Origin of the sequence: Micromonospora sp. NPDC002717, assembly GCF_040295705.1 — a bacterium.
In the GTDB taxonomy this organism is placed as follows: Bacteria; Actinomycetota; Actinomycetes; order Mycobacteriales; family Micromonosporaceae; genus Micromonospora.
Map to the genome: position 1 here is coordinate 182,883 of NZ_JBEOVW010000010.1, position 24,705 is coordinate 207,587.

A 24,705-nucleotide genomic window follows, 5' to 3' on the forward strand; every position below is an offset into this window, starting at 1 on the left:
CGGGGCAGCATCACCGGGGTGGGCGGGGTGCGGGCGGGGTTGACGGTCGACCAGTTGCGGGCGGCGTGCGGGCGCGGTCGGGAACCGTGGCGGTGGTGGAGGACGTCCGGGGCGGCACCCTGCAGGACCTGCGCCGGCGCGATCCGCGACGCGCCGGGTCGGTGCTGGCCCAGCTCGCCTGAGCCGTCGTGGCCGCCCGGGTTACGGGCCCGCGACCGGTCTACTCTCTCGGCATGTCCGTCGACCTGGAGGCCACCCTGCCGCGGCCACTCACACTCGCCACTGTGATGGACGCGGCGCAGGGCACGCTCGCCGAGCTTCTCGGGCTGGACGCGGCACCGCGGCTGCGCCTCATCGCTGACCGGCGTTACGAGCAGGGGCGACGCCTCTCCGAGGGCCGGCACGTGGATCGGGCGGAGCTGCGGTCCACCGTCATCGGTGAATCCGTAGACCACGAGGTCGACGGGATGCCGCACTCGGTCCACTACGAGGTCGACGTCGCCGGCGGAAACGACACGGTGTGGATGATGGTCATCCACCACCTGTCTGAGGCCGGCGGCGGAGTCGAAGCCGTCCTCAGCCCCAACCGCACCTGCGTCGGTGTCGTCACGGCGACGGCCCTGGCGTTGGCCGTCGCCCGCAGCGCCGGCGGGGAGTTCGTCGACGAACAGATCGGCATGCTGCGTCCCCGCTCGTCCGATCCCACCCACGTCATCGCCGCGACCCGCCTACCCCCTGGCAACGACGACTTCGTCAGCGCCTGCGAACGGTACCTCCGTCAGTTCTCCCACCTGAACGGCTGGCCCAGGAGCCTGTCGATGCCCTGACCGGTCGCCAGCCTCGATACGAGATCGAGGACCGGCGGGGCGTGGTCAGCGACGGAGGGTGGTGGAAGGCGACTCCCCGAATCGGGACCGGTACTCGCCGGCGAAGCGGCTGAGGTGGGCGAATCCGTGGTCGAGGGCGACGGTCGTGACGGACGTTCCGGGCCCGGCCGCGCGCAGCGCGGCGTGGACCGCGTCGAGCCGGCGGGCGCGCAGGTACGCCATCGGGGTGGTCTGCAGCTCGCGGCGGAAGCAGTCCTGCAGCGTCCGTACGCTCACCCGCAGTGCCTCCGCGACGTCGCCGACCGTCAGTGCCTCGCCGTGGTGCTCCGTCATCAGTGCGCACGCGCGTCGGACGAGGCGCCCGGGTGCCGGGTGCCTCGCCGGCTCGGCGAGCAGGTCGGTGTAGGTGTGGCGGTGGGTCAGCAACAGCTTGCCGATGAGCGCCTGCTCGAAGCGGTTGACGACCTGTGGGTGGTCGAGGAGGGAGGCGCCCTTCGGCTGGGACAGCTCCTCGGCGAGGAAGTCCACCCCGCGGGCCCAGGCCACCGCCGCGGGCGTGCTCATGGTCATGCCGACGTCGAAGTGGACCTGGCCGTCCACCGGTCGGCCCAGCAGTCGTGCGAGTTCCCGGTCGACCGTCTGCCGGTCGGCGTAGAAGATCCGGTGCGGGGACGCCTCCGACCAGTGCATGTCCGAGGCGTCGTAGGGAGAGAGGACGGAGGCGATGTCGGGCGTGGAGGTCACGGTACGTCCGGCGTGCCGGACCTCCGCCTTGCCGCCACGGGGAATCTGCACGAGGTAGAAGGTCTCCAGCGCGCCGGGCTGGATCCGCACCGCCCGCGCGTAGTCGAGGTCGACGACGCCCACGCCGCCCGACCGGCGGGCCGTCATCCGCAGTCGGACGGTGTGGACGCCCGGCTGGGGCGTGAGCCGGTGCGGACAGAAGACGCGACCGACCTCCGTGCGGGCGTGCTCGATGTCGTCCGTCCGGACCGTCGTGGCAGCCATCTGGCACCTCCTGATGGGGCCGGGGCGGCTGTGCATCGCCGGTGACGCGCGCGGAACCATCGGTTCGCCCGGACCGGCGGCCCTGCGCCGAGACGCCCTGCTGTGCCGAGATTAGGACCGGGGGCAGGGTGATCAGCAGAGGCGTGCTCCAAACCCGACACCCGGGTCGCCGGGGCGGGCTTCGCCCCGGTTGCGCGAAGCGGACGCCGCGCGCGTCCAGCGGATAGCAGCCCTGCCGTCGTGCTCGTTAGCGTGCGATCGCCGCCGGCGCCCCGCTGTCGCGGCTTTCGTCAACGGGTCGCGGAGTCTGTGGAGGTTCGCCATGAGGATCGCCGTCGTCGGTGCTGGATTCGCCGGCCTGAGCGCAGCGAAGGTGCTGCGGCAGAGTGGCTTCGAGGTCTCCGTGTTCGAGAAGGCGCCCGACGTCGGAGGCGTCTGGAGCAGCACCCGGAGATACCCCGGTCTCCGTACCCAGAACAACAAGGGCACCTACCACCTCTCCGACCTGCCGATGCCCGCGCACTACCCGCAGTGGCCGTCGGGCGAGCAGGTCCAGCAGTACGTCGAGAGCTACGTGGACCGGTTCGGGCTCCGCCCCGCCCTGCGCCTCGCCACGGAGGTCGTCGCCGCGAAACTCGTGGACGACGAGACCGCGTGGCTGATCGCGTCACGACCGACGGGTGGGCGGGACCCCGCGACCTGGGAGCGGTACGACCACCTCGTCGTCGCCAACGGCATCTTCTCCGAGCCGTTCATCCCGCCCTTCGAGGGGCGTGCGGACTTCGTGGCCGCGGGGGGACGTGTTCTGGCCTGCGGGGAGTTCCACGATCTCGAGGCGGCGCGGGGAAAGAACGTCCTCGTCGTCGGGTACGGCAAGTCGTCCTGCGACGTGGCGGTCCCGCTGAGCGACGTCGCCGCGCGGACCCACGTCGTCGCCCGCCAACTGCTGTGGAAGATGCCCAGGAAGCTCGGCGGAGCGGTCAACTACAAGTACCTTCTGCTCACCCGGATGGGTGAGGCGCTGTTCCGGTACATCCGCGTGAAGGGCCTCGAGCGGTTCCTGCACGGCCCGGGCAACGGTCTGCGGCGCGGCATGCTCGACGGCGTGGGGTCGGTCGCGACCCGGCAGCTCAAGCTGCGCGAGCTGGGTCTCGTGCCGAACGGGACCTTCGAGGACATCGCGCGGAGCACCGTCAGCCTCGCGACGGACGGCTTCTTCGAGCGGGTCGCCGACGGTCGGATCAGCGTCCACCGCGATCGTCAGATCAGCGAACTCCTGGTCGACGAGGGGCGGCCGGCCGCCCGGCTCGCGGACGGCACGGTGCTCCCCGCCGACCTGGTCATCTGCGGCACCGGGTTCCGGCAGCGCGTGCCCTTCTTCGACGCCGCCCTGCACGCCCGGCTCGAAGACGACGAGGGCAACTTCATGCTCCACCGCCAGATCCTGCCGGTCGACGTCCCGCACCTGACCTTCGCCGGCTACAACTCCTCGTTCTTCAGCCCGCTGAGTGCCGAGATGGCAGCGGTCTGGACGGCCGCGCACCTGCGGGGCGGGATCCCGCTGCCGTCCAGGGAGCGGATGCGGGAGCAGGTGCGGACGCGGCTGGCCTGGATGGCGGCGCGGACCAACGGGCAGCACGCCCGCGGCACGAGCATCATCCCGTTCTCGATGCACAACATCGACGAGGTGCTCGACGATCTCGGGCTCAACCTCGGCCCGCTGGCCCGCGCCCGCCAGTGGCTGCTGCCCGTCGACCCGCGCGCCTACCGGAGGGTCACGCCCCGCATGATCCGGCGTACCGCCGCGACGGCGACCCGGGAGTCGGTGAGCCAGCCCGCCTGACAGGGGCGAGGAACAGCAGCCGCGGGGACCCCTTACCGAGCTGCCCCGTCCGCGCTTCTGGCGGTCGTGAGGTGGGCGCCGAGGCGGCGGACGGTCTCGGCGGCGGCGATGGCGTCGCTGCGGGCGCTGCCGTGCCGGCCGTCGCTGCTGTAGATCGACGGGTCGGCGGTGAGCGGGTGGTCGGTGAGCCGCACGTGCAGGGTGCCGAGCCGCTCCGCGAGCGCGCCGGTGTGCGCGGAGAGCCGCCGCATCCGCTCGGCCAGGCCGGCCCGGTGCCGCTCGGGCACCGCCGGGCTGTGCGAGACGTCGAACATGCCGACGGTGATCACGTCGGCCCCCGCCGCCCGCAACGCCTCGATCATCGCCGTCAGCTCCGCGTCGACGGCGTCCGCGTCGTACGCCGGGTGGAAGGCGTCGTTGCCGCCGCACACGACCAGCGCCAGGTCGGGGCGGAACGCCAGCGCCGGGGCGAGCTGGGTGGCGCGCACCTCGTGCGCCCGCAGCCCGCGCAGCCCCAGGTTCAGGTACGCCAGCTCCGGCTGGACGGCCCGCAGCTCGGCGGCGACGCGGTCCGCCCACTGCACCTCGGGATAGCCGTCGACGGGCTCGCAGAGCCCTTCGGCCACGCTGTCGCCGAGCACCGCGAAGCGCCGCCACGGGTGCTCGCGCAGCAGGGCGGCGCTCTCCCCGTCGCGGAGGCACCACGGATCCGTCGATTCGGTCAGCGTCGATGACATGAGCGCACGCTAGTCGACCGGGTCGCCGCCGGCCAGCGGCCGACACGGCACGAGGCACCCCGGTCGACGCCCCGGCGCACCGCGGGCGGACAGCCGGCGAACAACCCCGCGCCACCCCCTTTACGTTGCCGTTGATCGATGTGAATATGTGCACATCGATCGGCAGCGAGCCGGTCCAGCCCTCCCCGGAGGTACGCGTGAGACTCACTCGACGTGGCGTGATGTCCGCCGTCGCCGTCGCCTGCCTCGGCGCCACCATGGCCGTGTCGCCGGCCCACGCCGCGCCCGCCGTCCTGACCGCCGACGGAGCGTCCGGCCTCGCCGCCGGCCTCGGTCCCGACCGCACCGCCGGCTCCTACGTGGACGCCGCCTCGGGGCGTACGGTCGTCGCCGTCACCGACGAGGCCGCCGCCGCCACGGTCCGCGCCGCCGGCGGCGTCGCCCGCCTGGTCACCCACAGCACCCGCGCCCTGGAAGCCGCGCAGACCCGGGTGGACCTGGGCGTCACCGGCACCGCCCTCTGGGTCGACCCGGTCAGCAACCAGGTGGTCGTCGGCGTGGACAGCACGGTCGGCGCCGCCCAGCTGGCCCGCATCCACGCCGCGGTGGCCGCCGCCGGCGGCACGGCCCGCGTCACCCCGCTCGCCGGCACGCTCAGCATGCGGATCTCCGGCGGCGACGCCATCTACGGCGGTGGCTACCGCTGCTCGCTCGGCTTCAACGTGCGCAGCGGCAGCACCTACTACTTCCTCACCGCCGGGCACTGCACCGACGTGGTCTCCGCCTGGTACGCCAACTCGGCCCAGAGCACCAAGCTCGGCGACCGCACCGGCACCAGCTTCCCGGGCAACGACTACGGCATCGTCCGCTACACCAACACCTCGATCGCGATCGACGGCTCGGTGGGCTCGCAGGACATCACCGCCGCCGGGAACGCGTCCGTCGGCCAGCAGGTGACCCGGCGGGGCAGCACCACCGGCACCCACAGCGGCACGGTCACCGGCCTCAACGCCACCGTCCGGTACGCCGAGGGCACCGTGCGGGGCATGATCGCCACCAACGTCTGCGCCGAGCCCGGCGACAGCGGCGGCCCGCTCTACTCCGGCAGCATCGCGCTCGGCCTGACCTCGGGCGGCAGCGGCAACTGCCGCACCGGCGGCACCACCTTCTTCCAGCCCGTCACCGAGGCGCTCAGCAAGTACGGCGTCTCCGTGTTCTGACCCGACCGACCGTGGCGCCCCGGCGGATCCCGCCGGGGCGCCACGTCGCGTCGGGCATCATGGCGGCATGGTGCAGGTGGCGGTGTGCGGGCCGGCGACCGCGTCGGGCGCCGAGCTGGCGTACGCCCGCCGGGTGGGCGAGCTGCTCGCCGAGCGCGGCGCCACCGTGCTCTGCGGGGGCGGTGGCGGGGTGATGTCCGCCGTCGCCGCCGGCGCCCGTTCCCGAGCCGGCCTGGTCGTCGGCGTACGCCCCGACGACGGCACCTCGCCCGGCCCCGTGGCGGACGTGTCGGCCACGGTCGTCACCAACGTGGGCCAGGCGCGCAACGCGATCCTGGTGTGGAGCGCGGACGCGGTGATCGCGGTCGGCGGCTCGTGGGGGACGCTGTCCGAGGTGGCGCTGGGCATGCGGCGCGGCGGCATCCCGGTGGTGGTGCTCGGCGGGTGGCGGATCGTCGACGCCGGCGGCGTGCCCGTCGACGGCCCGCTGCACGTGTCCACCCCGGAGGAGGCGGTCTCGGCGGCGCTGCCGCGGTGACGTCGCCGCGCCCGCTGGCGGCCGGCGCGCCGGGGCGGGTCAGCCGTGCTGCCCGGCCCGGTACGCCGCCGCGAGCCGCTTCGGCGCCCGGTCCTGCCACGCCTCGACGACCAGCTCGGTCAGCTCGTCGGGGTCGATCCGGTCGAGCCGGACCAGGACGACCGGGTAGCCGTCGAAGTGCGGGGTGGCGAAGTAGACGCCGGGGTCGTCGGCGAGCAGCGCCTCCTTCGCCCCCAGGTCCGGCATTCGCACGCCGAGCACCGGGCCGTCGGGCGCCGCCGCCCCGAGGGCGTCGAGGTCGGCGCGGCGCAGCGGGCGCTCCCAGACGAACGCCCGGTCCCGGACCTTCCACGCCGGCGCCCCCTGGTAGGAGGGGTGCTCGCTCGTCTCCGGCAGCCCCAGCGCGATCCGGCGTACGTCGTCCCACGTGGCCATGTCCCGACCCTACGCCTGACCGACGACGCGCGGTTCCCGCTCGGCCGGCGCGGGGGCCGGCCGGGGGCGGAGGCCGGGCAGCAGCGGCAGCAGGGTGACCACCAGGCAGAACGCGGTCATCACCGACAGGGCGGGGCGGAGGCCGAGCGCGGTCACCGACCAGCCGCCCAGCAGCGCGCCCAGCGGCAGGCCCGCGAACGCCAGCGATCCCGCCAGCCCGATCACCCGGGTCTGCAACTCGGGCGGCACCCGCTCGTAGATCGCCACGCCGAGCAGCGGGTTCACCGCCGCGATGCCGATGCCGGACGCGAACGTCACCGCCAGCACCACCGCCAGCTCCTCGCTCAGCGCCAGGACCAGCAGCCGCGGGGCGCCGCTGACCGCCGCCCCGACCACGAAGGTCAGGTACCGGGGCAGCCGCGGGCCGTACGCGGTGAACAGCAGGTTCCCCAGCAGGGCGCCCGCCGAGAACGCGCCCAGCACCAGGCCCAGCCCGGCCGGGCTGCGCAGCACGTCGGCCACCCAGAGCGGGATGTAGACGGCGACGCTGGCGTTGACCACCATGTTCAGCGCCGAGATCACCAGCAGCATGGTCAGCAGCATCCGGTCGCGGCCGAGGTAACGGAACCCGCCCGCCAGCGCGCGCAGGTAGCCCTCCGGCCGCGCCGGCGTCGTCGGGGGCGCCGGCGGTCGGACGAGGAGCCCGACCAGCAGCGCGCAGACGGCGAAGCTGGCGGCGTCGATGAGGATCGCCTGGGTCACGCCGAACCACCAGATGAGCAGCCCGCCCAGCCCCGCGCCGAGGAGGGTGACCACCCGACCGAGCCCGTCGTAGACGGAGGTCAGCCGGATCAGTCGCACCCCGGCGGCCTCGGCGGCCGGGCGGAACATGACGTGCTTGACCCGGTCGCCGACGCCCCGCAGCGTGCCCACGAGGGCGACCAGCGCGACCAGCGCGCCGAAGCCCAGCCACGGGGTGAGGGCCACCGCGACCATCAGCCCCGCGCTGCCCACGTCGGCCAGGATCGAGGTGCGGCGCAGCCCGATCCGGTCCGCCCAGGGGGTGCCCAGCGCGCCGGAGAGCAGGTAGGGCAGCGTCTCGGCGGCGGCCACCGCGCCCATCTTCGCGGGGCTGCCGGTGGTCTCCAGCACCAGCCACGGGATCGCCACCACGGAGACCCGGCTGCCCAGGTTCGAGATCAGGTCGGCGGCGACCAGGGTGGTCAGCTCCCGCCGGGGCGTCACGCCACGCTGCCGATCGACGCCTCCGGGTGCTCCACCGCGCTCGGGTGGGCCTCGGCGTGCCGGGCCCGCAACGCGCGCTTGTCCACCTTGTTCGAGCGGTTGAGCGGCAGCCGGTCGACGAACTCCACCCCGCCCGGCGCCCAGGTGTCGCTGAGCGCGGCGGTGACCAGGTCGATCAACTCCCGCGCGGTCACCGTCGCGTCGGGCGCCGGCACCACGTAGGCGTACGGCAGCTCGCCGGCGACCTCGTCGGGCACGCCGATCACGGCCGCCGCGCGGACCTGCGGGTGCCCGGCCAGGACGTCCTCGATCGGGCGGGAGTAGATCGGCCAGCTGCGCCGCCGGGTGAGGATCCGGTCCTGCAACCGGTCGACGAGGTAGAGGTAGCCGTCGGCGTCGACGTGCCCGATGTCGCGGGTGCGGACCCAGCCGTCGACCAGCGTCTCGGCGGTCAGCTCGGGCCGGCCGTGGTAGCCGGCGAAGCGCAGGTCGGTGTGCACCCACACCTCGCCGTTCTCGCCGGGCGGCAGCACGGTGCCGTCCTCGGCGCGGATCTCGACGCGCACGTCCCCGTACGGCCGACCGCAGGAGCGCAGCCGCTCCGGGTGCTCCGGGTCGTCGGTCAGCCCCGGCAGGGCGGTGATCACCACCGCCTCGCTGAGTCCGTACACGATGCGCAGCACCGGGCCGAAGCGGGCGATGGCCTGGCGCAGGCGGGCGGGTGCGGCGGGCCCGGCGCCCACGTTGAACATGAACATGGCGGAGAAGTCCGCGCCGTCCAGCGCCGGGTGGTCGAGCACCTCGTAGAGCATCGGCGGGGTGACGAAGGTGGAGTTGATCCGCTCCCGCCCCACGGTCTCGATGAACCGCGCCGGGTCCCAGCCGTCGCGGGAGAACAGCACCCCGCCGGTGAACAGGTTGAACAGCGTGGTGATCTGGCCGCTGGCCAGCCACATCGGCGAGTGCGACAGGTGCCGCAGCAGCGGGTACCCGGCCGTGCGGAAGTCGGCGGCCAGGGCGAGGATCTGCGCGTAGAAGCTCTCCCGGTGGTGCACCAGCTTGGGCGTGCCGGTGGTGCCGCTGGTCTGGAGGAAGGACTCCGGCGCGGGCGGCCGCGCCGGCAGGTCGTCCCCCGCCGTGGGGGGCCCGGCGGCGGTCAGGTCCGGGCCCGCGCCGCCCGGACCCAGGCAGAAGACCGGCACGCCGGGCAGCCCGGCGGCCAGCCCCGGACCCAGGCTCGCGGGGTCGCGGGCGTCGTAGACGAAGGCGTCGGGGCGGGCCAGCCGGACGAACTCGTCCACCTCGCGGCGGGAGGTGACCGGCGCGATCCACATCGTCCGGCAGCCCAGCAGGTGCAGGGCGAGCTGCACCAGCGGCCCCTCCACCGGGTTGCCGAGCGCGACCAGCACCCCGTCGCCCGGCCGTACGCCGTGCCCGCGCAGCGTCGCGGCCAGCCGGCGCACCTCGGCGGCGACGTCGGCGTAGCTGAGCCGGCGCCCGCCGCCGACCAGCGCCTCCCGGTCACCGAAGTCGGCGAACAGCTCCAGTGCCCGGTGTGCGTAGCTGTCCCGTCGCTCCGGTCCGTCAGTCATCCCGCAGCCCCCATCGGCGAAAAGGAGTGGCCGTCCGCCGGCCGACCCGGGGACGTGTACACCGCGTCGGCGGGCCAGCTCGCCGGCGCGGCGGGTGGGCGCGCCTCGGCGACCGCACCGCCGCCGTCCGTGAGCGTAGGCACCACCGCCTGTCACGGGACAGAGACCGAACGGCGTTCCGGCCGGACCGGAGGACATTTGATCACGTCGATCAGGTTGATTGACGCCCGTAAAACGGGGCGGCTAGGTTTCTGGACCATCGTCCAGGCGGTGCCGTCAGCGGACGGCCCTGGGCTGCCAACGATGGAGGTTCAATGTCGACCCCGAAGAGATGGCCTGTCATCGCGTCCGCGGCCACGCTGTTGATCGCGGGAACCCCGGCGGTGGTGGCCAGCGCCGGCCCGCCGGACGCCGAGGCGGCCCGCCAGCAGCGGACGGTCTGGGCGGGCAGTTGGGCGGCCGCGGTCACCCGGGGCAACGCGACCGGCCTGACCAACAACGGCCTCAACAACCAGAGCGTCCGGATGGTCGTGCACACCAGCGTGGGCGGACCGCAGTTCCGGGTGCGACTGAGCAACATGTACGGCGAGCAGGCCGTCAAGGTCGGCCGCGCCACCGTGGCGAAGCCGAACACCGCGACCCCCGACGACCTGTCCGACATCGACACCTCGACCCTGCGGGAGCTGACCTTCGACGGGGCCACCTCCGCCACCATGAACCGCGGCGCCGAGCTGCTCAGCGACCCGGTCGCCCTGCCCGTCGGCGACCAGCAGGACCTGGTGGTGACCCTGCACTTCCCGACGCCGACCGGGCCGGTGACCTTCCACGGCCAGTCCCGGCAGACCAACTTCATCGGCGCCACGGACCTCACCTCCGCCGCCGACGGCGCCGGGTTCACCATCCGGCCGAACTGCTGCTGGTTCTTCCTGTCCGGCATCGACGTGCAGCGCCGGCACAGCCCCGGGTCGGTGGTGGTCTTCGGCGACTCGATCGCCGACGGCAACGGCAGCACCGTCAACGCCAACAAGCGCTGGCCGGACCTGCTCGCCGACCGCCTCGTCGACGCCCGCCCCGACGTACGCACCCCGGGCGTGCTCAACCTGAGCCTGGCCGGCAACCGGCTCAACCACGAGGGCACCGAGCCCGGCGCGGGCGGCTTCCCCGGCTATTACGAGCTGGGCCCCAACGCCCTGGCCCGGCTCGACGAGGACGTCTTCGCCCAGACCGACGCCCGGACCGTCATCACCCACCTGGGCATCAACGACATCTGGATGTCGGGCGACTCCGCCGAGAGCATCATCGCCTCGCTGCGGCAGGTCAACCAGCAGGTGAAGGCGCGCGGCCTGCGCAGCCTGGTGTCGACGCTCACCCCGTACGAGGGGCACGGCAACCCGGGGGTGTGGACGCCCGAGAAGGAGGCCACCCGGCAGGCGGTGAACGCGTGGCTGCGCGGCAGCGACGAGTTCGACGGGCTGCTCGACTTCGACCGGGTGCTGCGCGATCCCGCCCAGCCCAGCCGGCTGCTGCCCGCGTACGACTCGGGTGACCACATCCACCCGAACGACGCCGGCAACCAGGCGATGGCCGACGCCGTGCCGCTGCGACTGCTCGGCCTTTGACATCCGGCGCGGGCGGCGGGCAACCCCCGCCGCCCGCGCCACCGTTCCTGGGGGAGACCGATCGACCGTGGACGTCACGCAACTGCTGACCCGTCTCTACAGCGACGAGGGCCGGCAGGACCCGTATCCCTGCTACGCGGGGCTGCACGAGCTGGGGCCGGTCAGCCCGGTTCCGGCGCGCGCCGAGCACCGGTCGGTCGCCGCCGTCGCCGTCGGCTACGACCTGGTCAGTCAGGTGCTGCGCGACCCGGAGTGGTACAAGCAGCCGCCGCCGGGCTGGCAGGAGCAGGAGGTGCTGCGCACCCTCCAGACCTCGATGATGTTCGTCAACCCGCCCGACCACACCCGGATGCGGGCGGTCTTCGCGAAGACCTTCACGCCGCGCCGGCTGGGCGCGCTGGAACCGGCCGTGCACCGGGTCGTGGACGGACTGCTGGACCGGATGGCCGACGCCGGGGAGACCGGGTTCGACTTCGTGGCGGAGTTCGCGTACCCGATGCCGGCCCTGGTGATGGCCGAGTTCATCGGCATCCCCGCCGGTGAGCTGGACTTCTACCGGCAGCGGGTGGAGCGGATCGACGAGTTCCTGGACGTGGCGGGCAAGACCCCGCAGCGGCTCGCCGCCGCCAACACCGCCGCCGCCGAGCTGCGCGACTTCTACGCCGACCTGATCGCCCACCGGCGCCGCCAGCCGGGCGAGGACCTGATCAGCGGGCTGGTGGAGGCGGTCGACTCCGGCGACGTGGGGCTCAGCGCCGACGAGCTGGTCAGCAACCTGATCGTGCTGTTCAACGCCGCCTTCGTCACCACCGTCTACATGTTCAGCAACGGCCTGCCGCTGCTGCTGGCGCACCCCGACGTGGCCGCCGCGCTGCCCGGCGACGACACGCTGGCCCGGGGCGCCGTCGACGAGATCCTGCGGCTGGAGGCCCCGGTGCACTTCCTGGCCCGGGCCGCGCCCCGGGACACCGAGCTGGGCGGGGTGCCGGTCGCGGGGGACGAGAACGTCCTGCTGATCATCGCCGCCGCCAACCGCGACCCGGCCCGGTTCCCCGAGCCGGACCGCTTCGACCCGCGCCGGCCCGGCCCGCCGTCGCTCGCCTTCGGCGTCGGCCTGCACTTCTGCCTCGGCGCGGCGGTGTCCCGGCTGGAGGGTCGGCTCGCGCTGCCGAAGCTGCTGGCCCGCTTCCCCCGGCTCGCGGTCGCCGAGCCGCCCACGTACAGCGGCAGCCTGTTCCTGCGCGGCATCGACAAACTGCTGGTCCACCCCGGAGGGGAGGCCGCGTGAGCGTCCACCCGCAGGTCGCGGCGTACCGGGCCGCCCGCGAGTCGGCCGGCATCCCGCCGCTGTACACGCAGACCCTCGCCGAGGCCCGCGCCGCCGACCTCGCCGCGATCCGCGCCGGCGGCGGCGCGGTCGAGCCGGTGCACGACGTACGCGACACGCACGTGCCCGGCCCGGCCGGCGACCTGCCGGTGCGTATCCACCGGCCGGCGGGGGAGGGTCCCCTGCCCACCCTGGTCTACTTCTTCGGCGGCGGCTGGACGCTGGGCAGCGTCGACACCGCCGACGGCATCTGCCGGCGGCTGGCCAACGCGGTGCCCTGTCAGGTGGTCACCGTCGGCTACCGGCTGGCCCCGGAGCACCCGTTCCCGGCCGCCGTGCACGACTGCCACGCGGCGGCCCGGTGGATCGCCACGCATCCCGAGGAGTTCGGCGTCGACCCGCGGCGGCTGGCGGTCGGCGGGGACAGCGCCGGGGGCAACCTCGCGGCGGCCGTCACCCTGCTGGCCCGCGACGGCGGCGGGCCCGCGCTCGCCGCCCAACTGCTGGTGTACCCGAACACCGACCAGACCGGGGAGCCCGGCGGCGACGGCGAGGACCCGCTGCTGTTCAACCGCCACTCGGTCGCCTGGTACCGCGGCCACTACTTCGCCGACCCCGCCGACGCGCGGCACCCGCTGGCCTCGCCGCTGCTCGCCGAGGACCTGAGCGGCCTGCCACCGGCGCTGGTGGTCACCGCCGAGCACGACCCGCTGCGCGAGGAGGGGGAGCGGTACGCCCACCGGCTGCGCGACGCGGGCGTGCCCACCACCCTCGCCCGGTACGCCGGCATGATCCACGGCTTCTTCGCCATGCCCGGCGCGTTCGACGACGGCCGCCGCGCCCAGGACCGGGCTGCCGCCTTCCTGCGGGAGCGGTTCGGTCTCCCGACCGGCGCTGCCGGCCCGGGAACGGTGGCGGCGGCTGCGGCTTCCCGGCCGGCGGCGGGGACGGGGGCGAACGATGGCTGAGACGGTGCTGCCCCGGCAGGACGTGCCGGCCGGCGAGCCGCCCGCGCCCGCCGGCCTGGCCGACTTCGCCGAGCGGGCCCGGGCGGTGCTCCCGCCCGAGGTGTGGGACTTCGTCGACGGCGGCAGCGGCACGGAGACCACCCTCGCCGCCAACCGGCGCGCCCTCGACCGGGTGGCCGTGCTGCCCCGCGTGCTGCGCGGCGTGGCCGCCCCGCGTACCGACGCGCGGCTGCTCGGCGCCTCCTGCGCCCTGCCGGTGGCGGTGGCGCCGATGGCGTACCAGCGGCTGGTGCACCCCGACGGGGAGACGGCGCTCGCGGCGGCGGCCGGCGCGGCCGGCGTGCCGTACGCGGCCAGCACGCTGAGCAGCGTGCCGATCGAGGAGATCGCGGCGACCGGCGCGGCCGTCTGGTTCCAGCTCTACTGGCTGCGGGACCGGGCCCTCGTCGCGGAGCTGCTGGACCGGGCGCACGCGGCCGGGTGCAGGGCGCTGATGGTCACCGTGGACGTGCCGATCCTGGGCCGACGGCTGCGCGACGTCCGCAACTCCTTCGCCATTCCGCCGCACGTCGTCGCCGCCAACCTGCCGGCCGGGCGGGACGCGCTCGCGCACGCCGCCACCCCGGGCGTCTCGGCCGTCGCGGCGCACACCGGCGAGGTCTTCGCGCCCGCGCTGAGCTGGGCCGACCTGGACTGGCTGCGGGGCCGTACCGCCCTGCCGCTGGTGGTGAAGGGCATCCTGGACCCGCGCGACGCGGAGCTGGCGGCGGCCGCCGGGGCGGACGCGGTGGTGGTCTCCAACCACGGCGGCCGTCAGCTCGACGGCGCACCGGCCACCGCCACCGTGCTGCCCGAGGTGGTGACGGCGGTGGCCGACCGGTGCGAGGTGCTGCTGGACAGCGGTGTGCGCGGCGGCGTTGACGTGCTGCGCGCGCTCGCCCTCGGCGCGCGGGGGGTGCTGGTCGGCCGGCCGTTGCTGTGGGCGCTCGCCGCCGGGGGCCGGTCGGGGGCGGAGACGGCGCTGGAGTTGCTGGCCGGCGAGTTCCGCGACGCGCTGGCGTTGGCCGGCTGTGCCGACCCGGCGGCCGTCCGCGAGTTGCGCGTGCTGAGGGAGGGCTGAGCGGTGGCCGAACCGGTGGACCTGCACGTCGCCGACCTGCATCCGGCGGTCGACGACCCGGCGCTGAACTCGATGAACTTCCTCAACGAGGTGGCCCAGCACTATCCCGACGCGGTGTCGCTGGCGGCCGGCCGGCCGTACGAGGAGTTCTTCGACGTCGCCGCGCCGCACCGGCACCTGGAGACGTTCCGCCGGCACCTGGCCGACGACCTCGGGCAGAGCCCCGAGCAGGTGCACCGGACCCTGTTCCAGTACGGCCGCACCAAGGGCATCGTGCACCACCTCGTCGCCCGCAACCTCGCCGTCGACGAGAACATCACGGTCGACCCGGAGGCGGTCGTGGTGACCGTCGGCTGCCAGGAGGCGATGTTCCTGGTGCTGCGGGCGCTGCGGGCCGACCCCCGCGACGTGCTGCTCGCCGTCGCCCCGACGTACGTCGGGCTGACCGGTGCCGCGCGGCTGCTGGACCTGCCGGTGCGGCCGGTGGCCGGCGGCCCGGCCGGGGTGGACCTGGCCGACCTGCGGGAGAAGGTGCGCCGGGCCAGGGCGGCGGGGCTGCGCCCACGCGCCTGTTACGTGATGCCGGACTTCGCCAACCCGTCGGGCACGAGCATCGGGCTGGCCGACCGGCGGCGGCTGCTCGACCTCGCCGCCGAGGAGGACCTGCTGCTGCTGGAGGACAACCCGTACGGCCTCTTCCCGGCCGGGGACGCGGGGCGGCTGCCGACGCTCAAGGCGCTGGACACCGCGCGGCGGGTGGTCTACCTGGGTTCGTTCGCCAAGACGGTGCTGCCCGGCGCGCGGGTGGGCTACGTGGTCGCCGACCAGCGCGTCGCCGGCTCCGACGGCTCGGTGGGCCTGTTCGCCGACCAGCTTGCCAAGATCAAGAGCATGGTCACGGTGAACACCTCGGCGATCGCCCAGGCGGTGGTCGGCGGCGCGCTGCTGGAGCACGGGTGCAGCCTGGTGGCCGCCACCGCCCGGGAGCGGGCCGCGTACGGCCGGAACCTGGGCCACCTCGTCGACGGCCTGGCCCGGCGCTTCCCGCCGGGCGCGTCGCCGGTGCGCTGGAACGTGCCGGCCGGCGGGTTCTTCGTGGTGGTCACGGTGCCGTTCGCGGTCGACGACGCGTTGCTGCACCGCTCCGCCCGCGAGTACGGGCTGCTCTGGACGCCGATGGCGCACTTCTACGACGACGGCGCCCCGGTCGACGCGCTGCGCCTGTCGGTCAGCGCGGTCACCCCGGAGCAGATCGACCTGGGCCTGGACCGGCTGGCGGCGCTGGTCGCCGACGAGACGACCGAGCGGTCGCGGGCGCTCGCCGTCACCCCGCAACCGGCCCGGTGATCTCGCCGGAGCCGCGCGGGGTCAACCGGCTCGCGACCAGGTGACCGATGGGCGGCGATGCCCGTCGGTGGGTGACGGTGTCCACAGTCGGCGGTAAGGCCCTGCCGTCTCGGCGTTGACACACCGCGTTCACCGCATGGCAAAGCGCGACTGCCGGTGTTCCGCCGTCCTTCGTGGACACCCATAATGGACGTCATGATCGCTTGGGAGTACGCGTTGCTGGTCCGCCGCTATCAGGGGCAGGGCCGCAATTTCCATGTCAGCTTCATCTGGTACGGCCCGGACGGGTCGCGCCGGGACATCACCGCGTACGGCGACACCGCGATCGCGCACCTCAACCGGGCCGGCCGGGAGGGCTGGGAGCTGGTCTCCGCCGCCGAGGACGTGAACAACATCCAGGGCAGCACCGAGGTGCACCGCTACCACCTGAAGCGGCCCATCGCCTGATCCGGGGAGGGACGGACGGTCCGTCCCAGCGGTCCTGGTCCAGGACCGGTTCTCGCTCATCTGTCGGCTCCTCATCCGCGGGGTGACGCGGGTGTGGAGGGGGCGCCGAGACCACGCGTATCGACGCATCGGGATCAACGACTGCGGTAGCGTTGCCTCCCGCCGCCGCTGACCGGCCGCCCCGCCCGGGCGCCGGAGCGGCGCGGCGGGAGGGGGAGCGGTGACGCAGCCGGCAGCCGGTGTACCCCGGCACGTCGTCGTCGGGGTCGACTTCGGCACCCTCTCCGGCCGGGCGGTCGTGGTGGACGTCGCCGACGGCGCCGTGCGCGGCGAGGCCGTGCACGCGTACCGGCACGGGGTGATCACGGAGCGGCTGCCCGACGGGACGCCGCTGCCGCCGGACTGGGCGTTGCAGCACCCCGACGACCACCGCGAGGTGCTCCGGGTCGCGGTGCCCGCCGCGCTGCGGGCCGCCGGCGTACGCGCCGAGGACGTGCGCGGCATCGGCGTCGACGCCACCTCCTGCACGATGCTGCCCACCCGCGCCGACGGCACCCCGCTCTGCGAGCTGCCCGAGCTGGCGGGCCGGCCGCACGCGTACCCGAAGCTGTGGCGGCACCACGCGGCCCAGCGGCAGGCCGCCCGGATCAACGACGTCGCCGCCGCGCGCGGCGAGACCTGGCTGCCCCGCTACGGCGGCCGGGTCTCCGCCGAGTGGCAGCTCGCCAAGGCGCTGGAGGTGCTGGAGGAGGATCCGGCGGTCTTCGACCGCGCGGAGCGTTTCATCGAGGCCGCGGACTGGCTGGTCTGGCAGCTCTGCGGCCGGGAGACCCGCAACGTCTCCGCCGCCGGCTTCAAGGGGCTGCGGCAGGACGGGCGGTACCCGTCGGCGGAGTTCCTGCGCGCCGTGCACCCCCGCCTCGACGGGCTGCTGCCCCGGATCGACGGCCCGCTGGCGCCGCTGGGCGCCCGGGCGGGCGGGCTGACCGCCGAGGCGGCCCGGTGGACCGGGCTGCCGGTGGGCACGGCCGTCGCGGTCGGATCCATCGACGCGCACGTCACCGCCGCGGCGGCCCGCGCGGTCGAGCCGGGCCGGATGCTCGCCGTCCTCGGCACCTCCACCTGCCTGATCATGAACGCGGCGGCGTACCACGAGGTGCCCGGGGTCTGCGGCGTGGTCGACGGCGGCGTCACCACCGGTTCCTGGGGCTACGAGGCGGGGCAGAGCGGCGTCGGGGACATCTTCGCCTGGTACGTCCGCACCGGCCTGCCGGCCGACTACGCGGACGAGGCGCGCCGCCGCGGGCTGAGCCCGTACGAGCTGCTGGACGCCCTCGCCGCCGAGCAGCCGGTGGGCGGGCACGGGCTGCTGGCGCTGGACTGGCACAGCGGCAACCGGTCGGTGCTCATGGACCACGAGCTGAGCGGGGTGCTGGTGGGGCTGACCCTGGCCACCCGGCCGGAGGAGATCTGGCGGGCGCTGCTGGAGGCCACCGCGTTCGGCGCCCGGACGGTGGTCGACGCGTTCACCGCCGCCGGGGTGGCCGTCGACGAGCTGACCGTGGCCGGCGGGCTGACCCGCAACCGGCTGCTGCTGCGGATCTACGCCGACGTCATCGGCCGGCCGCTGCACGTGGTCGACTCCGCGCACCCGGCGGCGCTGGGCGCGGCGATCCACGCGGCGGTCGCCGCCGGGGCGTACCCGGACGTGCCGGCCGCCTCGGCGGCGATGGGCGCCGCCCGCCGCGAGACCTGGCACCCCGACCCGGCCCGGGCAGCCGCCTACGGCGAGCTGTACGCGGACTACCGCGCGCTGCACGACCACTTCGGCCGGGGCGGCACCGATGTCCTGCACCGCCTCCGCGCCCGCCGCCACCGCACCCACCGCCCCTGACGAGCCCACCCCGCGCCGCTGGACGGGGGCGGGACGGGGACGCCCCCGCGCGGCCGGGCCGGGCGGGGGCGTCGGGGCGGATGCCCGGGTCAGCCGAGGTCGACGGCCGGGTAGAGCGGGAAGCCCGTGAGCAGGTCGCTGGCCTGCTTGCCGACCCGGTCGGCGACGGCCGGGTCGAGGACGTACTTGGCCTTCGACGGGGTGCCGTCCGGGTTCGCGCCCGGCCGGGTCTGGCTGAGCACGGTGTGGATCAGCTCGGCCGTCTCGTCCATCTGCGCCGGGCCCAGCCCCCGGGTGGTCAGCGCCGGGGTGCCGACGCGGATGCCGGAGGTGTACCAGGCGCCGTTCGGGTCCTGCGGGACGGAGTTGCGGTTGGTGACGATGCCCGAGTCGAGCAGGGCCTGCTCGGCCTGCCGGCCGGTCAGCCCGTAGCCGGTGACGTCGATGAGCACCAGGTGGTTGTCGGTGCCGCCGGTGACCAGCTTGCCGCCCCGGCGCAGCAGCCCCTCGGCGAGGGCCTGGGCGTTGGCGACGATCCGCTGGGCGTAGTCGGCGAAGTCGGGGCGGCGGGCCTCGGCCAGGGCGACGGCCTTGGCGGCCATCACGTGCGGCAGCGGGCCGCCGAGCACCATCGGGCAGCCCCGGTCGACCTGGTCGGCCAGCTCGGGCTGGCAGAGCACCATGCCGCCGCGCGGGCCGCGCAGCGACTTGTGCGTGGTGGTGGTGACGATGTGCGCGTGCGGCACCGGGTCGAAGTCGCCGGTGAAGACCTTGCCGGCGACCAGGCCGGCGAAGTGCGCCATGTCGACCATGAAGGTGGCGCCGACCGAGTCGGCGATCTCCCGCATGATCCGGAAGTTGACCTTCCGGGGGTACGCCGAGTAGCCGGCGACCAGGATCAGCGGCTTGAACTCGCGGGCCGCCTCGGCGACCTTGTCGTAGTCGACCAGCCCGGTGGCCGGGTCGGTGCCGTAGCTGCGCTGGTCGAACATCTTGCCGGAGATGTTCGGGCGGAAACCGTGGGTGAGGTGGCCGCCGGCGTCCAGGGACATGCCGAGCATCCGCTGGTTGCCCAGCTCCCGGCGCAGCGCGAACCAGTCCGCCTCGGTGAGGTCGTTGACGTGGCGTGCCTGGGCCTTCTTCAGCGCCGGGGACTCCACCCGGTCGGCCAGGATCGCCCAGAACGCGACCAGGTTGGCGTCGATGCCGGAGTGCGGCTGCACGTACGCGTGGGCCGCGCCGAACAGCTCCCGGGCGTGCTCGGCGGCGAGCGCCTCGACGGTGTCCACGTTCTGGCAGCCGGCGTAGAAGCGGCGGCCGACGGTGCCCTCGGCGTACTTGTCGCTGAACCAGTTGCCCATGGCCAGCAGGGTGGCCGGGGAGGCGTAGTTCTCGCTGGCGATGAGCTTGAGCGACTCGCGCTGGTCGGCGAGCTCGGCGCCGATGGCGTCGGCCACCCGAGGCTCGACGGCGCGGATCACCTCGAGGGCGCTGCGGAAGGCGGTGGATTCGGCGTTCGGCGACGACATGCGACCTCCAGTGACGTGCGGAAGGCCCAGGCGCTCGGCATGCGTCCTCATGACGGGACCGCTTCCCGATGGTTCTCCATCCCCACGCGCCAGTCACGGCCCACCGCCGATCCTACCGGGTCGGCCGGGCGCGCCCCGGCCCACCTGGGGACCGCCGCACCCGCGGTGTGGTGCATCGACGGGCCCGCGCCCCGCGCGGTTCGCGGTCGTCCCCGGCCGCGCATAGGATCGCGGTCATGGCAGGGGAGGACGGCGGGGGTGGCAGCCTGCTCGCCATCAGCGACCTGCACGTGGGGCACCCGGGCAACCGGGCGGTGGTGGAGGGGCTGCGCCCGGGGTCGCCGGACGACTGGCTGATCGTCGCCGGGGACGTCGGCGACACCGTGGCCGACGTCGAGTGGGCCCTCGGGCTGCTCGGCGACCGCTTCGCGCGGGTGGTCTGGGCGCCGGGCAACCACGAGCTGTGGACCCCGCCGGCCGACCCGGTGGCGCTGCGCGGGGTGGCGCGCTACCAGCACCTCGTCGACCTGTGCCGGCGCCTCGGCGTGCTGACCCCCGAGGATCCGTACCCGGTGTGGCGGGGGTCGGGCGGGCCGGTGCTGGTGGCGCCGCTGTTCCTGCTCTACGACCACAGCTGGCGCCCGGAGGGGTTCGACAGCCCGGAGGCGGCGCTGGCCGAGGCGTACCGGACGGGGATCGTCTGCACCGACGAGTTCCTGCTGCACCCCGACCCGTACCCGAGCCGGTCGGCGTGGTCCGCCGCCCGGGTCGCCGAGACCGCCCGCCGGCTCGCCGCGCGGGAGCCGGGGCTGCCGACCGTGCTGGTCAACCACTGGCCGCTGCTGCGCGAGCCGACCCGGATCCTGCGCTATCCGATCTTCGCCCAGTGGTGCGGCACCGAGGCCACCGCCGACTGGCACCTGCGCTTCGACGCCGCCGCGGTGGTCTACGGCCACCTGCACATCCCCCGCACCACCTGGCACGACGGGGTGCGGTTCGAGGAGGTGTCGGTGGGCTACCCGAGGGAGTGGCGGTCCCGGGCCGTACCGCCGGCGCTGCGGCGGATCCTGCCCGCGCCCCCGGCGTGACGGCGGGCCCCGGCGCACCGGGGCCCGCCGGAGTCGGTCGGCTCAGGCCGTCACGGCGTCCAGCGACTTCTTGATCGCCTTCGGGTCGGTCGGCCTGCGCGGCGCGTCCGCGCGCAGCTCGATCATCCGCTCGCCGATCTCCTGGAGCTGCTTACGGCCGAGCGCCTCGCGCACCTTCGGGAACCACTCCTGCTCCTCTTCCTCGACGTGGTGCAGGACGCTCTCGATCAGCACCGTGGTCTTGGCGTTGAAGCGCTCGTCGTCGGCGTCCATGGCGAACAGTTCGGCGCAGAGCACGTCGGCGACGTGGTGCTCCTCGTACGACTCGAGGATGTCGTCCTCCAGGTCGGGCAGGAGCTTGCGGACCTCCGGGTACATCACCTCGTTCTCCAGGTAGGTGTGCACCGTGAGGGCCTCCAGGATCTGGCTCACCAGCTTCTGCCGCCGCGCGGCCGGTCCATCCTCGGCATCCTGGAACGCCTTGAACAGGCGGCGCATCTCCTTGTGGTCCTCTTTCAATAGGACGATGGCATCGGTGGACACCGTTGACCTCCTCGGCTCGTCGGACGCCTCCTCCCGTACCCCGGCCGTGAGCAGCGAAAACGGGTGGGGCCCGGCGGATCACCGCCGGGCCCCACCACGGGTCGTGCCGTGCTGCTACTTCACCACGTTGTACGCGTTGACCATGCCGGCGCCGTAGAAGCCGTTGCGCTGCCCGCCGGAGCAGGTGGCGTCGTAGGCGTTCGGGCCGGCCGCCATCAGCGGCACCGGGTTGTAGACACCGGCGGGGCAGGAGATCGCCTCGGCGGTGTTGCCCAGGAAGGCCGACAGCTGGCCGGGGGTCATGCCCGGGTGCGCCGACAGGGCCAGGGCGGCCACGCCGGTCGCGTGCGGCGAGGACATCGAGGTGCCCTGCTTGTAACCCCAGCCGTTGGTCTTCGTGGTGGTGTTGTAGGTGGTGGACAGGATGCCGTCGGCGGGGGTCGAGCGGACACCCTGGGTACGGAAGCGGGTGTCGCCACCCGGCGCCGTCACGTCGACCGTGCCCTGGCCGTACGAGGAGTAGTAGCTCTTCTCCCCGGTCGGGCCGACCGCCGACACCGTCACCACGCCCGGCGCCTCGGCCGGCAGGTCGAGGCAGGCGTTGGTGAGGTCCTCGCGGACCTCCGGCGTCCCGTTGTTCGGGCTGCCCTCGTCGGTGATCTTGTGGGCGAGGTCGAAGTTCGAGTTACCCGCGGACGCCACGTGCAGCACGCCCTTGCTCTGCGAGTAACGGATCGCCCGCTGGACGGCCTTCCACACCGGACGCTGGCGCGCGTCGTTGCGGCAGTTGAGCTCCCACGGGTCGATGTAGTAGCTGTTGTTGGTCAGCTGCATGCCCTGCTCGGCGGCCCACATGAATCCGCAGACCGCAGCCTCCGGGAGGATGTAGCCGTCGTTGTTGACCACCTTGACGGCGGCCACCTTGACGCCCGGGGCGACGCCGGTCACCCCCTTGCCGTTGACGGCGGCGGCGATGGTGCCGGCCACGTGGGTGCCGTGGTCGGAGTTGGTCGGGTTCCAGGCGGATTCGGTGGTGTCGGAGACCCCACCGATGCAGGACGTGCTCTTGTCCTTCGCGATCTGGTCCTTCAGGTCATCGTGGCTGGAGGAGATGCCGCTGTCCAGCACGCCCACCACCACGCTGGCGCTGCCGGCGTTGACGGCGTGGGCCTGCGGGACGTCGATCATCGGCATGTCCCACTGCTGACCGAACATGGGTTCCTTGGTCGGGTCGGCGGTGGTGTTCGCCACCTCGGCGGCGGAGACCTCGATGGTCTCGCCCTCGTCGAGGGCGGTGCCCAGGCCGGCGGTGGACGCCACCGAGTCGACGCCCGCGCCCGCCACGTCCGTGACGAAGTCGGGGTTGGTCGACCGGACGACGAGCACGCCGATCTGGTCGTAGCTGGCCACCACGGTGCCCTTGGCGGCGGCCACGCGGGCAGCCGCCTTGTCGGTCTTCGCGCCCTGCGGGGCGAGCACCAGGAACGTGGTGTCCGGGCCGGCGGCCGACGCCGCCGGGGCCACCCCGCCGGCGACGGCGAGGCCGACACCGAGCGTCACGGCGGACGCGGCAGCCAGTGTCTTGCGACGGAGGTTCTTCACACAGACTCCCAGGGGATGTTTCCAGCCGGGCACGCCCCCTGGCAGGGAGCGGCCGGCGGGAGGCGGGCGGGGGTGCCCTCCTCCGACCCACAGCGTAGGAGCCGGATGTGGCGTTACACACAGCCGTTCGGTCAGACAAGGAAGTGTCAGACGGTGGCGAGGGTGTGGGGAATCTCGTCGAGCAGCTCCCGGGCGAGGAACCCGATCCGGCCGAACCGCGGCACCAGCCGCTGGCCGCTCACCGCGTGGGCGAACGCCGCCCAGCACGCGGCCTGCGCCGGCTCGGCGCCCCGGGACAGCAGCCCGGCCAGCAGTCCGGCGCGGACGTCCCCGCTGCCGGACGTGCCGAGCCCCGCGTCGCCGCTCTCCTCCCGCCAGCTCCGCCCGTCGGGTGTGGAGACATGGCCGTAGAGCGAGACCACGGCGTCGTACCGGCCGGCCAGCTCGATGGCCTCGGCGTCCAGGTCGTCGCCGGGGTCCCGGCCCAGCAGGTGCCGCGCCTCGGTGAGGTTGGGGGTGAGCACCACCGGCCGTCCGGACCCGACCAGCGGGTCCGGGGCGTGGCTGAGCGCACCCAGGGCGTACGCGTCGAGCACCAGCGCCGTCTCCCGGGCGGCCGCGTCGAGCACCAGGCGCAGCAGCGCCGCCGTCTCGTCGATGTCCTTCAGGCCGGGGCCGAGGGCGACCACGTCCGCCTCGGCCACCAGGTCGCCCAGCAGCTCGCCGGGCCCGCCCGCCACCGCGCCGTCGGCGGTCTCGGGCAGGCCCACCACCAGCGCCTCGGGCACCTGGATGCTCAGCGCGGCGGCGGTGGACTCGGCGGCGGCGAGTTGGAGCACCCCGGCCCCGGCCCGCAGCGCGGCCACGCCGGCGAGCAGCACCGCCCCGGGGGTGAACCGGGAGCCGCCGACCACCAGCACCGTGCCCCGGGCCTCCTTGCCCCCGGTCGGCATCGGCAGCGCCCAGTCCCGTAGCAGCCTGGGGGTGATCACCAGGGTCTCAGACCGGTTCGGCATGGACCTCGTCCTCCCTGGTCGGCCGGGCGCCCTGGGCCCGCAGGTGGCCGACGTCGTTGAACACGTCCGGGCTCAGCCGGCCGTGAGCCCCGGCGGACCAGCCGGTGATCGAGCAGTTGGCGATGACGTGCTCCCGGGTCAGCGCCATCAGCTCCGCCTCGGTGAGCCCCTCCACCAGGTACCGGGTCAGGAAGACCAGGGCGTCGTGGCCGAACAGCAGCGCCCGCCGGCCCTCGTGGTCGCGGCGCAGGTCGCCGAGGAGGGCGCGCAGGCGCAGCGCCACGTCCGTCCAGGACTCGCCGCCCGGCGGCCGGTAGTAGAACTTGCCGAGCCGGTCCCGGCGCGCCGCCTCCTCCGGGTGGCGCCGGCGCGCCCCGTACCCGGTCAGCCCGTCCAGGATGCCGAGTTCCCGGTCGCGCAGCCGCTCGTCGCGGGTGAGCGGGATCCCGGTGCCGGCCAGGGCCAACTCGGCGGTCTGCACGGCCCGCAGGTACGGCGACACCACCGCGACGTCGGGCCGGCGGGCCTCGGGCAGCCCGGCCAACCAGCGCGCGGTGGCTCGGGCCTGCTCCTCCCCGGTCGGGCTCAGCGGCACGTCCGCGTCCCGGTGGGTCAGGTCGATCAGCTCGGCGCCGGACGCCTCGGCCGCGGTGGCTGCCACGTTCGCCGTGCTCTCGCCGTGCCGGACGATCCAGAGCGCTGCCAGTTCCGCCATGCGGCACCCCCTACCCGAGGCCCGCCCCGGATAACCGCCCCCCGC

22 protein-coding genes and 1 riboswitch are annotated in these 24,705 nt (G+C 74.4%); of the genes, 12 read left to right on the forward strand and 10 right to left on the reverse strand.

The genetic code is table 11. The features are described 5' to 3' along the window. Nucleotides 1–233: 233 nt before the first annotated feature. Complete coding sequence (locus tag ABT006_RS17540; protein WP_350707515.1) at nt 234–827, forward strand: hypothetical protein; 594 nt, start codon at nt 234–236, stop codon at nt 825–827. A gap of 45 nt (nt 828–872) precedes the next feature. On the opposite strand, the gene ABT006_RS17545 is transcribed toward ABT006_RS17540, so the two are convergent. After that, the gene (locus ABT006_RS17545; protein WP_350707517.1) at nt 873–1,835 is read right to left on the reverse strand and encodes an AraC family transcriptional regulator; all 963 of its coding nucleotides are present in this window, start codon (nt 1,833–1,835) and stop codon (nt 873–875) included. Between the two features lie 322 nt (nt 1,836–2,157). Here ABT006_RS17545 and ABT006_RS17550 point away from each other — a divergent pair, with 322 nt between their 5' ends. Then, nucleotides 2,158–3,678, forward strand: coding sequence for a flavin-containing monooxygenase (locus ABT006_RS17550; protein ID WP_350707519.1), 1,521 nt, complete (start codon nt 2,158–2,160; stop codon nt 3,676–3,678). 32 nt (nt 3,679–3,710) lie between these two features. Here ABT006_RS17550 and ABT006_RS17555 read toward each other — a convergent pair whose 3' ends face one another. After that, nucleotides 3,711–4,415, reverse strand: coding sequence for an SGNH/GDSL hydrolase family protein (locus ABT006_RS17555; protein ID WP_350707521.1), 705 nt, complete (start codon nt 4,413–4,415; stop codon nt 3,711–3,713). A 197-nt stretch (nt 4,416–4,612) separates the two neighbouring features. Between ABT006_RS17555 and ABT006_RS17560 the strand changes: the two genes are divergently transcribed. Next, nucleotides 4,613–5,635, forward strand: a complete 1,023-nt coding sequence (locus tag ABT006_RS17560; RefSeq protein ID WP_502890992.1) for a S1 family peptidase — start codon at nt 4,613–4,615, stop codon at nt 5,633–5,635. 67 nt (nt 5,636–5,702) lie between these two features. Next, on the forward strand, nt 5,703–6,173 hold the full coding sequence (locus tag ABT006_RS17565; protein ID WP_350707525.1) for an SLOG cluster 4 domain-containing protein: 471 nt from the start codon (nt 5,703–5,705) through the stop codon (nt 6,171–6,173). Between the two features lie 39 nt (nt 6,174–6,212). Here ABT006_RS17565 and ABT006_RS17570 read toward each other — a convergent pair whose 3' ends face one another. The 3 genes from ABT006_RS17570 to ABT006_RS17580 are packed head-to-tail and all read right to left on the reverse strand — an operon-like array spanning nt 6,213 to nt 9,445. Then, nucleotides 6,213–6,608, reverse strand: a complete 396-nt coding sequence (locus ABT006_RS17570) for an MmcQ/YjbR family DNA-binding protein (RefSeq protein WP_350707526.1) — start codon at nt 6,606–6,608, stop codon at nt 6,213–6,215. Between the two features lie 9 nt (nt 6,609–6,617). Continuing rightward, on the reverse strand, nt 6,618–7,853 hold the full coding sequence (locus ABT006_RS17575) for an MFS transporter (protein WP_350707528.1): 1,236 nt from the start codon (nt 7,851–7,853) through the stop codon (nt 6,618–6,620). Continuing rightward, entirely contained in the window at nt 7,850–9,445 is a 1,596-nt protein-coding gene (locus ABT006_RS17580; protein ID WP_350707530.1) for a class I adenylate-forming enzyme family protein, read from the reverse strand. The genes ABT006_RS17575 and ABT006_RS17580 overlap by 4 nt, the downstream gene beginning before the upstream one ends. A gap of 341 nt (nt 9,446–9,786) precedes the next feature. Here ABT006_RS17580 and ABT006_RS17585 point away from each other — a divergent pair, with 341 nt between their 5' ends. The 7 genes from ABT006_RS17585 to araB all read left to right on the forward strand — a co-directional run bounded on the left by ABT006_RS17585 (nt 9,787) and on the right by araB (nt 18,167). Continuing rightward, complete coding sequence (locus tag ABT006_RS17585; protein ID WP_350707666.1) at nt 9,787–11,064, forward strand: SGNH/GDSL hydrolase family protein; 1,278 nt, start codon at nt 9,787–9,789, stop codon at nt 11,062–11,064. A gap of 67 nt (nt 11,065–11,131) precedes the next feature. Further along, nucleotides 11,132–12,352 carry a cytochrome P450 gene (locus ABT006_RS17590; protein WP_350707532.1) on the forward strand — a complete coding sequence of 407 codons (1,221 nt, stop codon included), beginning with the start codon at nt 11,132–11,134 and terminating at the stop codon, nt 12,350–12,352. After that, a complete protein-coding gene (gene lipP1 / locus ABT006_RS17595) occupies nt 12,349–13,359 on the forward strand; it encodes a LipP1 family hormone-sensitive lipase (protein WP_350707533.1) in 1,011 nt (336 codons plus the stop codon). Before ABT006_RS17590 ends, lipP1 begins: the two co-directional genes overlap by 4 nt. Next, entirely contained in the window at nt 13,352–14,479 is a 1,128-nt protein-coding gene (locus ABT006_RS17600; protein ID WP_350707535.1) for an alpha-hydroxy acid oxidase, read from the forward strand. The genes lipP1 and ABT006_RS17600 overlap by 8 nt, the downstream gene beginning before the upstream one ends. A gap of 3 nt (nt 14,480–14,482) precedes the next feature. Beyond that, nucleotides 14,483–15,826 (forward strand): aminotransferase-like domain-containing protein, encoded by a 1,344-nt coding sequence (locus ABT006_RS17605; RefSeq protein ID WP_350707537.1) that lies wholly within the window; start codon nt 14,483–14,485, stop codon nt 15,824–15,826. 186 nt (nt 15,827–16,012) lie between these two features. Next, nucleotides 16,013–16,273 (forward strand): hypothetical protein, encoded by a 261-nt coding sequence (locus tag ABT006_RS17610; protein ID WP_350707539.1) that lies wholly within the window; start codon nt 16,013–16,015, stop codon nt 16,271–16,273. Between the two features lie 220 nt (nt 16,274–16,493). Continuing rightward, the gene (araB, locus tag ABT006_RS17615; protein ID WP_350707541.1) at nt 16,494–18,167 is read left to right on the forward strand and encodes a ribulokinase; all 1,674 of its coding nucleotides are present in this window, start codon (nt 16,494–16,496) and stop codon (nt 18,165–18,167) included. Between the two features lie 89 nt (nt 18,168–18,256). Here araB and ABT006_RS17620 read toward each other — a convergent pair whose 3' ends face one another. Further along, nucleotides 18,257–19,696, reverse strand: a complete 1,440-nt coding sequence (locus ABT006_RS17620) for a glycine hydroxymethyltransferase (RefSeq protein WP_350707543.1) — start codon at nt 19,694–19,696, stop codon at nt 18,257–18,259. A 17-nt stretch (nt 19,697–19,713) separates the two neighbouring features. Continuing rightward, nucleotides 19,714–19,803: riboswitch (ZMP/ZTP riboswitch) on the reverse strand. Between the two features lie 129 nt (nt 19,804–19,932). Between ABT006_RS17620 and ABT006_RS17625 the strand changes: the two genes are divergently transcribed. Next, nucleotides 19,933–20,784: a metallophosphoesterase family protein gene (locus ABT006_RS17625; RefSeq protein ID WP_350707545.1), complete on the forward strand. Its 852-nt coding sequence runs from the start codon at nt 19,933–19,935 to the stop codon at nt 20,782–20,784. Between the two features lie 42 nt (nt 20,785–20,826). Here ABT006_RS17625 and ABT006_RS17630 read toward each other — a convergent pair whose 3' ends face one another. The 4 genes from ABT006_RS17630 to ABT006_RS17645 all read right to left on the reverse strand — a co-directional run bounded on the left by ABT006_RS17630 (nt 20,827) and on the right by ABT006_RS17645 (nt 24,660). Then, nucleotides 20,827–21,327: a hemerythrin domain-containing protein gene (locus ABT006_RS17630; protein ID WP_350707547.1), complete on the reverse strand. Its 501-nt coding sequence runs from the start codon at nt 21,325–21,327 to the stop codon at nt 20,827–20,829. 114 nt (nt 21,328–21,441) lie between these two features. Next, nucleotides 21,442–22,929: a S8 family peptidase gene (locus ABT006_RS17635; RefSeq protein ID WP_350707549.1), complete on the reverse strand. Its 1,488-nt coding sequence runs from the start codon at nt 22,927–22,929 to the stop codon at nt 21,442–21,444. A gap of 146 nt (nt 22,930–23,075) precedes the next feature. After that, on the reverse strand, nt 23,076–23,945 hold the full coding sequence (locus tag ABT006_RS17640; RefSeq protein ID WP_350707551.1) for an NAD(P)H-hydrate dehydratase: 870 nt from the start codon (nt 23,943–23,945) through the stop codon (nt 23,076–23,078). After that, on the reverse strand, nt 23,929–24,660 hold the full coding sequence (locus tag ABT006_RS17645; RefSeq protein WP_350707553.1) for a histidine phosphatase family protein: 732 nt from the start codon (nt 24,658–24,660) through the stop codon (nt 23,929–23,931). Before ABT006_RS17645 ends, ABT006_RS17640 begins: the two co-directional genes overlap by 17 nt. Between the last annotated feature and the right edge of the window lie 45 nt (nt 24,661–24,705).

Excerpts from the sequence above, each read along its gene's own strand:
- ABT006_RS17540 (WP_350707515.1), top strand. The coding sequence starts at position 234 with ATGTCCGTCGACCTGGAGGCCACCCTGCCGCGGCCACTCACACTCGCC.
- ABT006_RS17645 (WP_350707553.1), bottom strand. The coding sequence starts at position 24,660 with ATGGCGGAACTGGCAGCGCTCTGGATCGTCCGGCACGGCGAGAGCACG.
- ABT006_RS17610 (WP_350707539.1), top strand. The coding sequence starts at position 16,013 with ATGGACGTCATGATCGCTTGGGAGTACGCGTTGCTGGTCCGCCGCTAT.
- ABT006_RS17625 (WP_350707545.1), top strand. The coding sequence starts at position 19,933 with ATGGCAGGGGAGGACGGCGGGGGTGGCAGCCTGCTCGCCATCAGCGAC.
- ABT006_RS17620 (WP_350707543.1), bottom strand. The coding sequence starts at position 19,696 with ATGTCGTCGCCGAACGCCGAATCCACCGCCTTCCGCAGCGCCCTCGAG.
- ABT006_RS17545 (WP_350707517.1), bottom strand. The coding sequence starts at position 1,835 with ATGGCTGCCACGACGGTCCGGACGGACGACATCGAGCACGCCCGCACG.
- ABT006_RS17600 (WP_350707535.1), top strand. The coding sequence starts at position 13,352 with ATGGCTGAGACGGTGCTGCCCCGGCAGGACGTGCCGGCCGGCGAGCCG.
- ABT006_RS17565 (WP_350707525.1), top strand. The coding sequence starts at position 5,703 with ATGGTGCAGGTGGCGGTGTGCGGGCCGGCGACCGCGTCGGGCGCCGAG.
- ABT006_RS17550 (WP_350707519.1), top strand. The coding sequence starts at position 2,158 with ATGAGGATCGCCGTCGTCGGTGCTGGATTCGCCGGCCTGAGCGCAGCG.
- ABT006_RS17580 (WP_350707530.1), bottom strand. The coding sequence starts at position 9,445 with ATGACTGACGGACCGGAGCGACGGGACAGCTACGCACACCGGGCACTG.
- ABT006_RS17570 (WP_350707526.1), bottom strand. The coding sequence starts at position 6,608 with ATGGCCACGTGGGACGACGTACGCCGGATCGCGCTGGGGCTGCCGGAG.
- ABT006_RS17640 (WP_350707551.1), bottom strand. The coding sequence starts at position 23,945 with ATGCCGAACCGGTCTGAGACCCTGGTGATCACCCCCAGGCTGCTACGG.
- ABT006_RS17555 (WP_350707521.1), bottom strand. The coding sequence starts at position 4,415 with ATGTCATCGACGCTGACCGAATCGACGGATCCGTGGTGCCTCCGCGAC.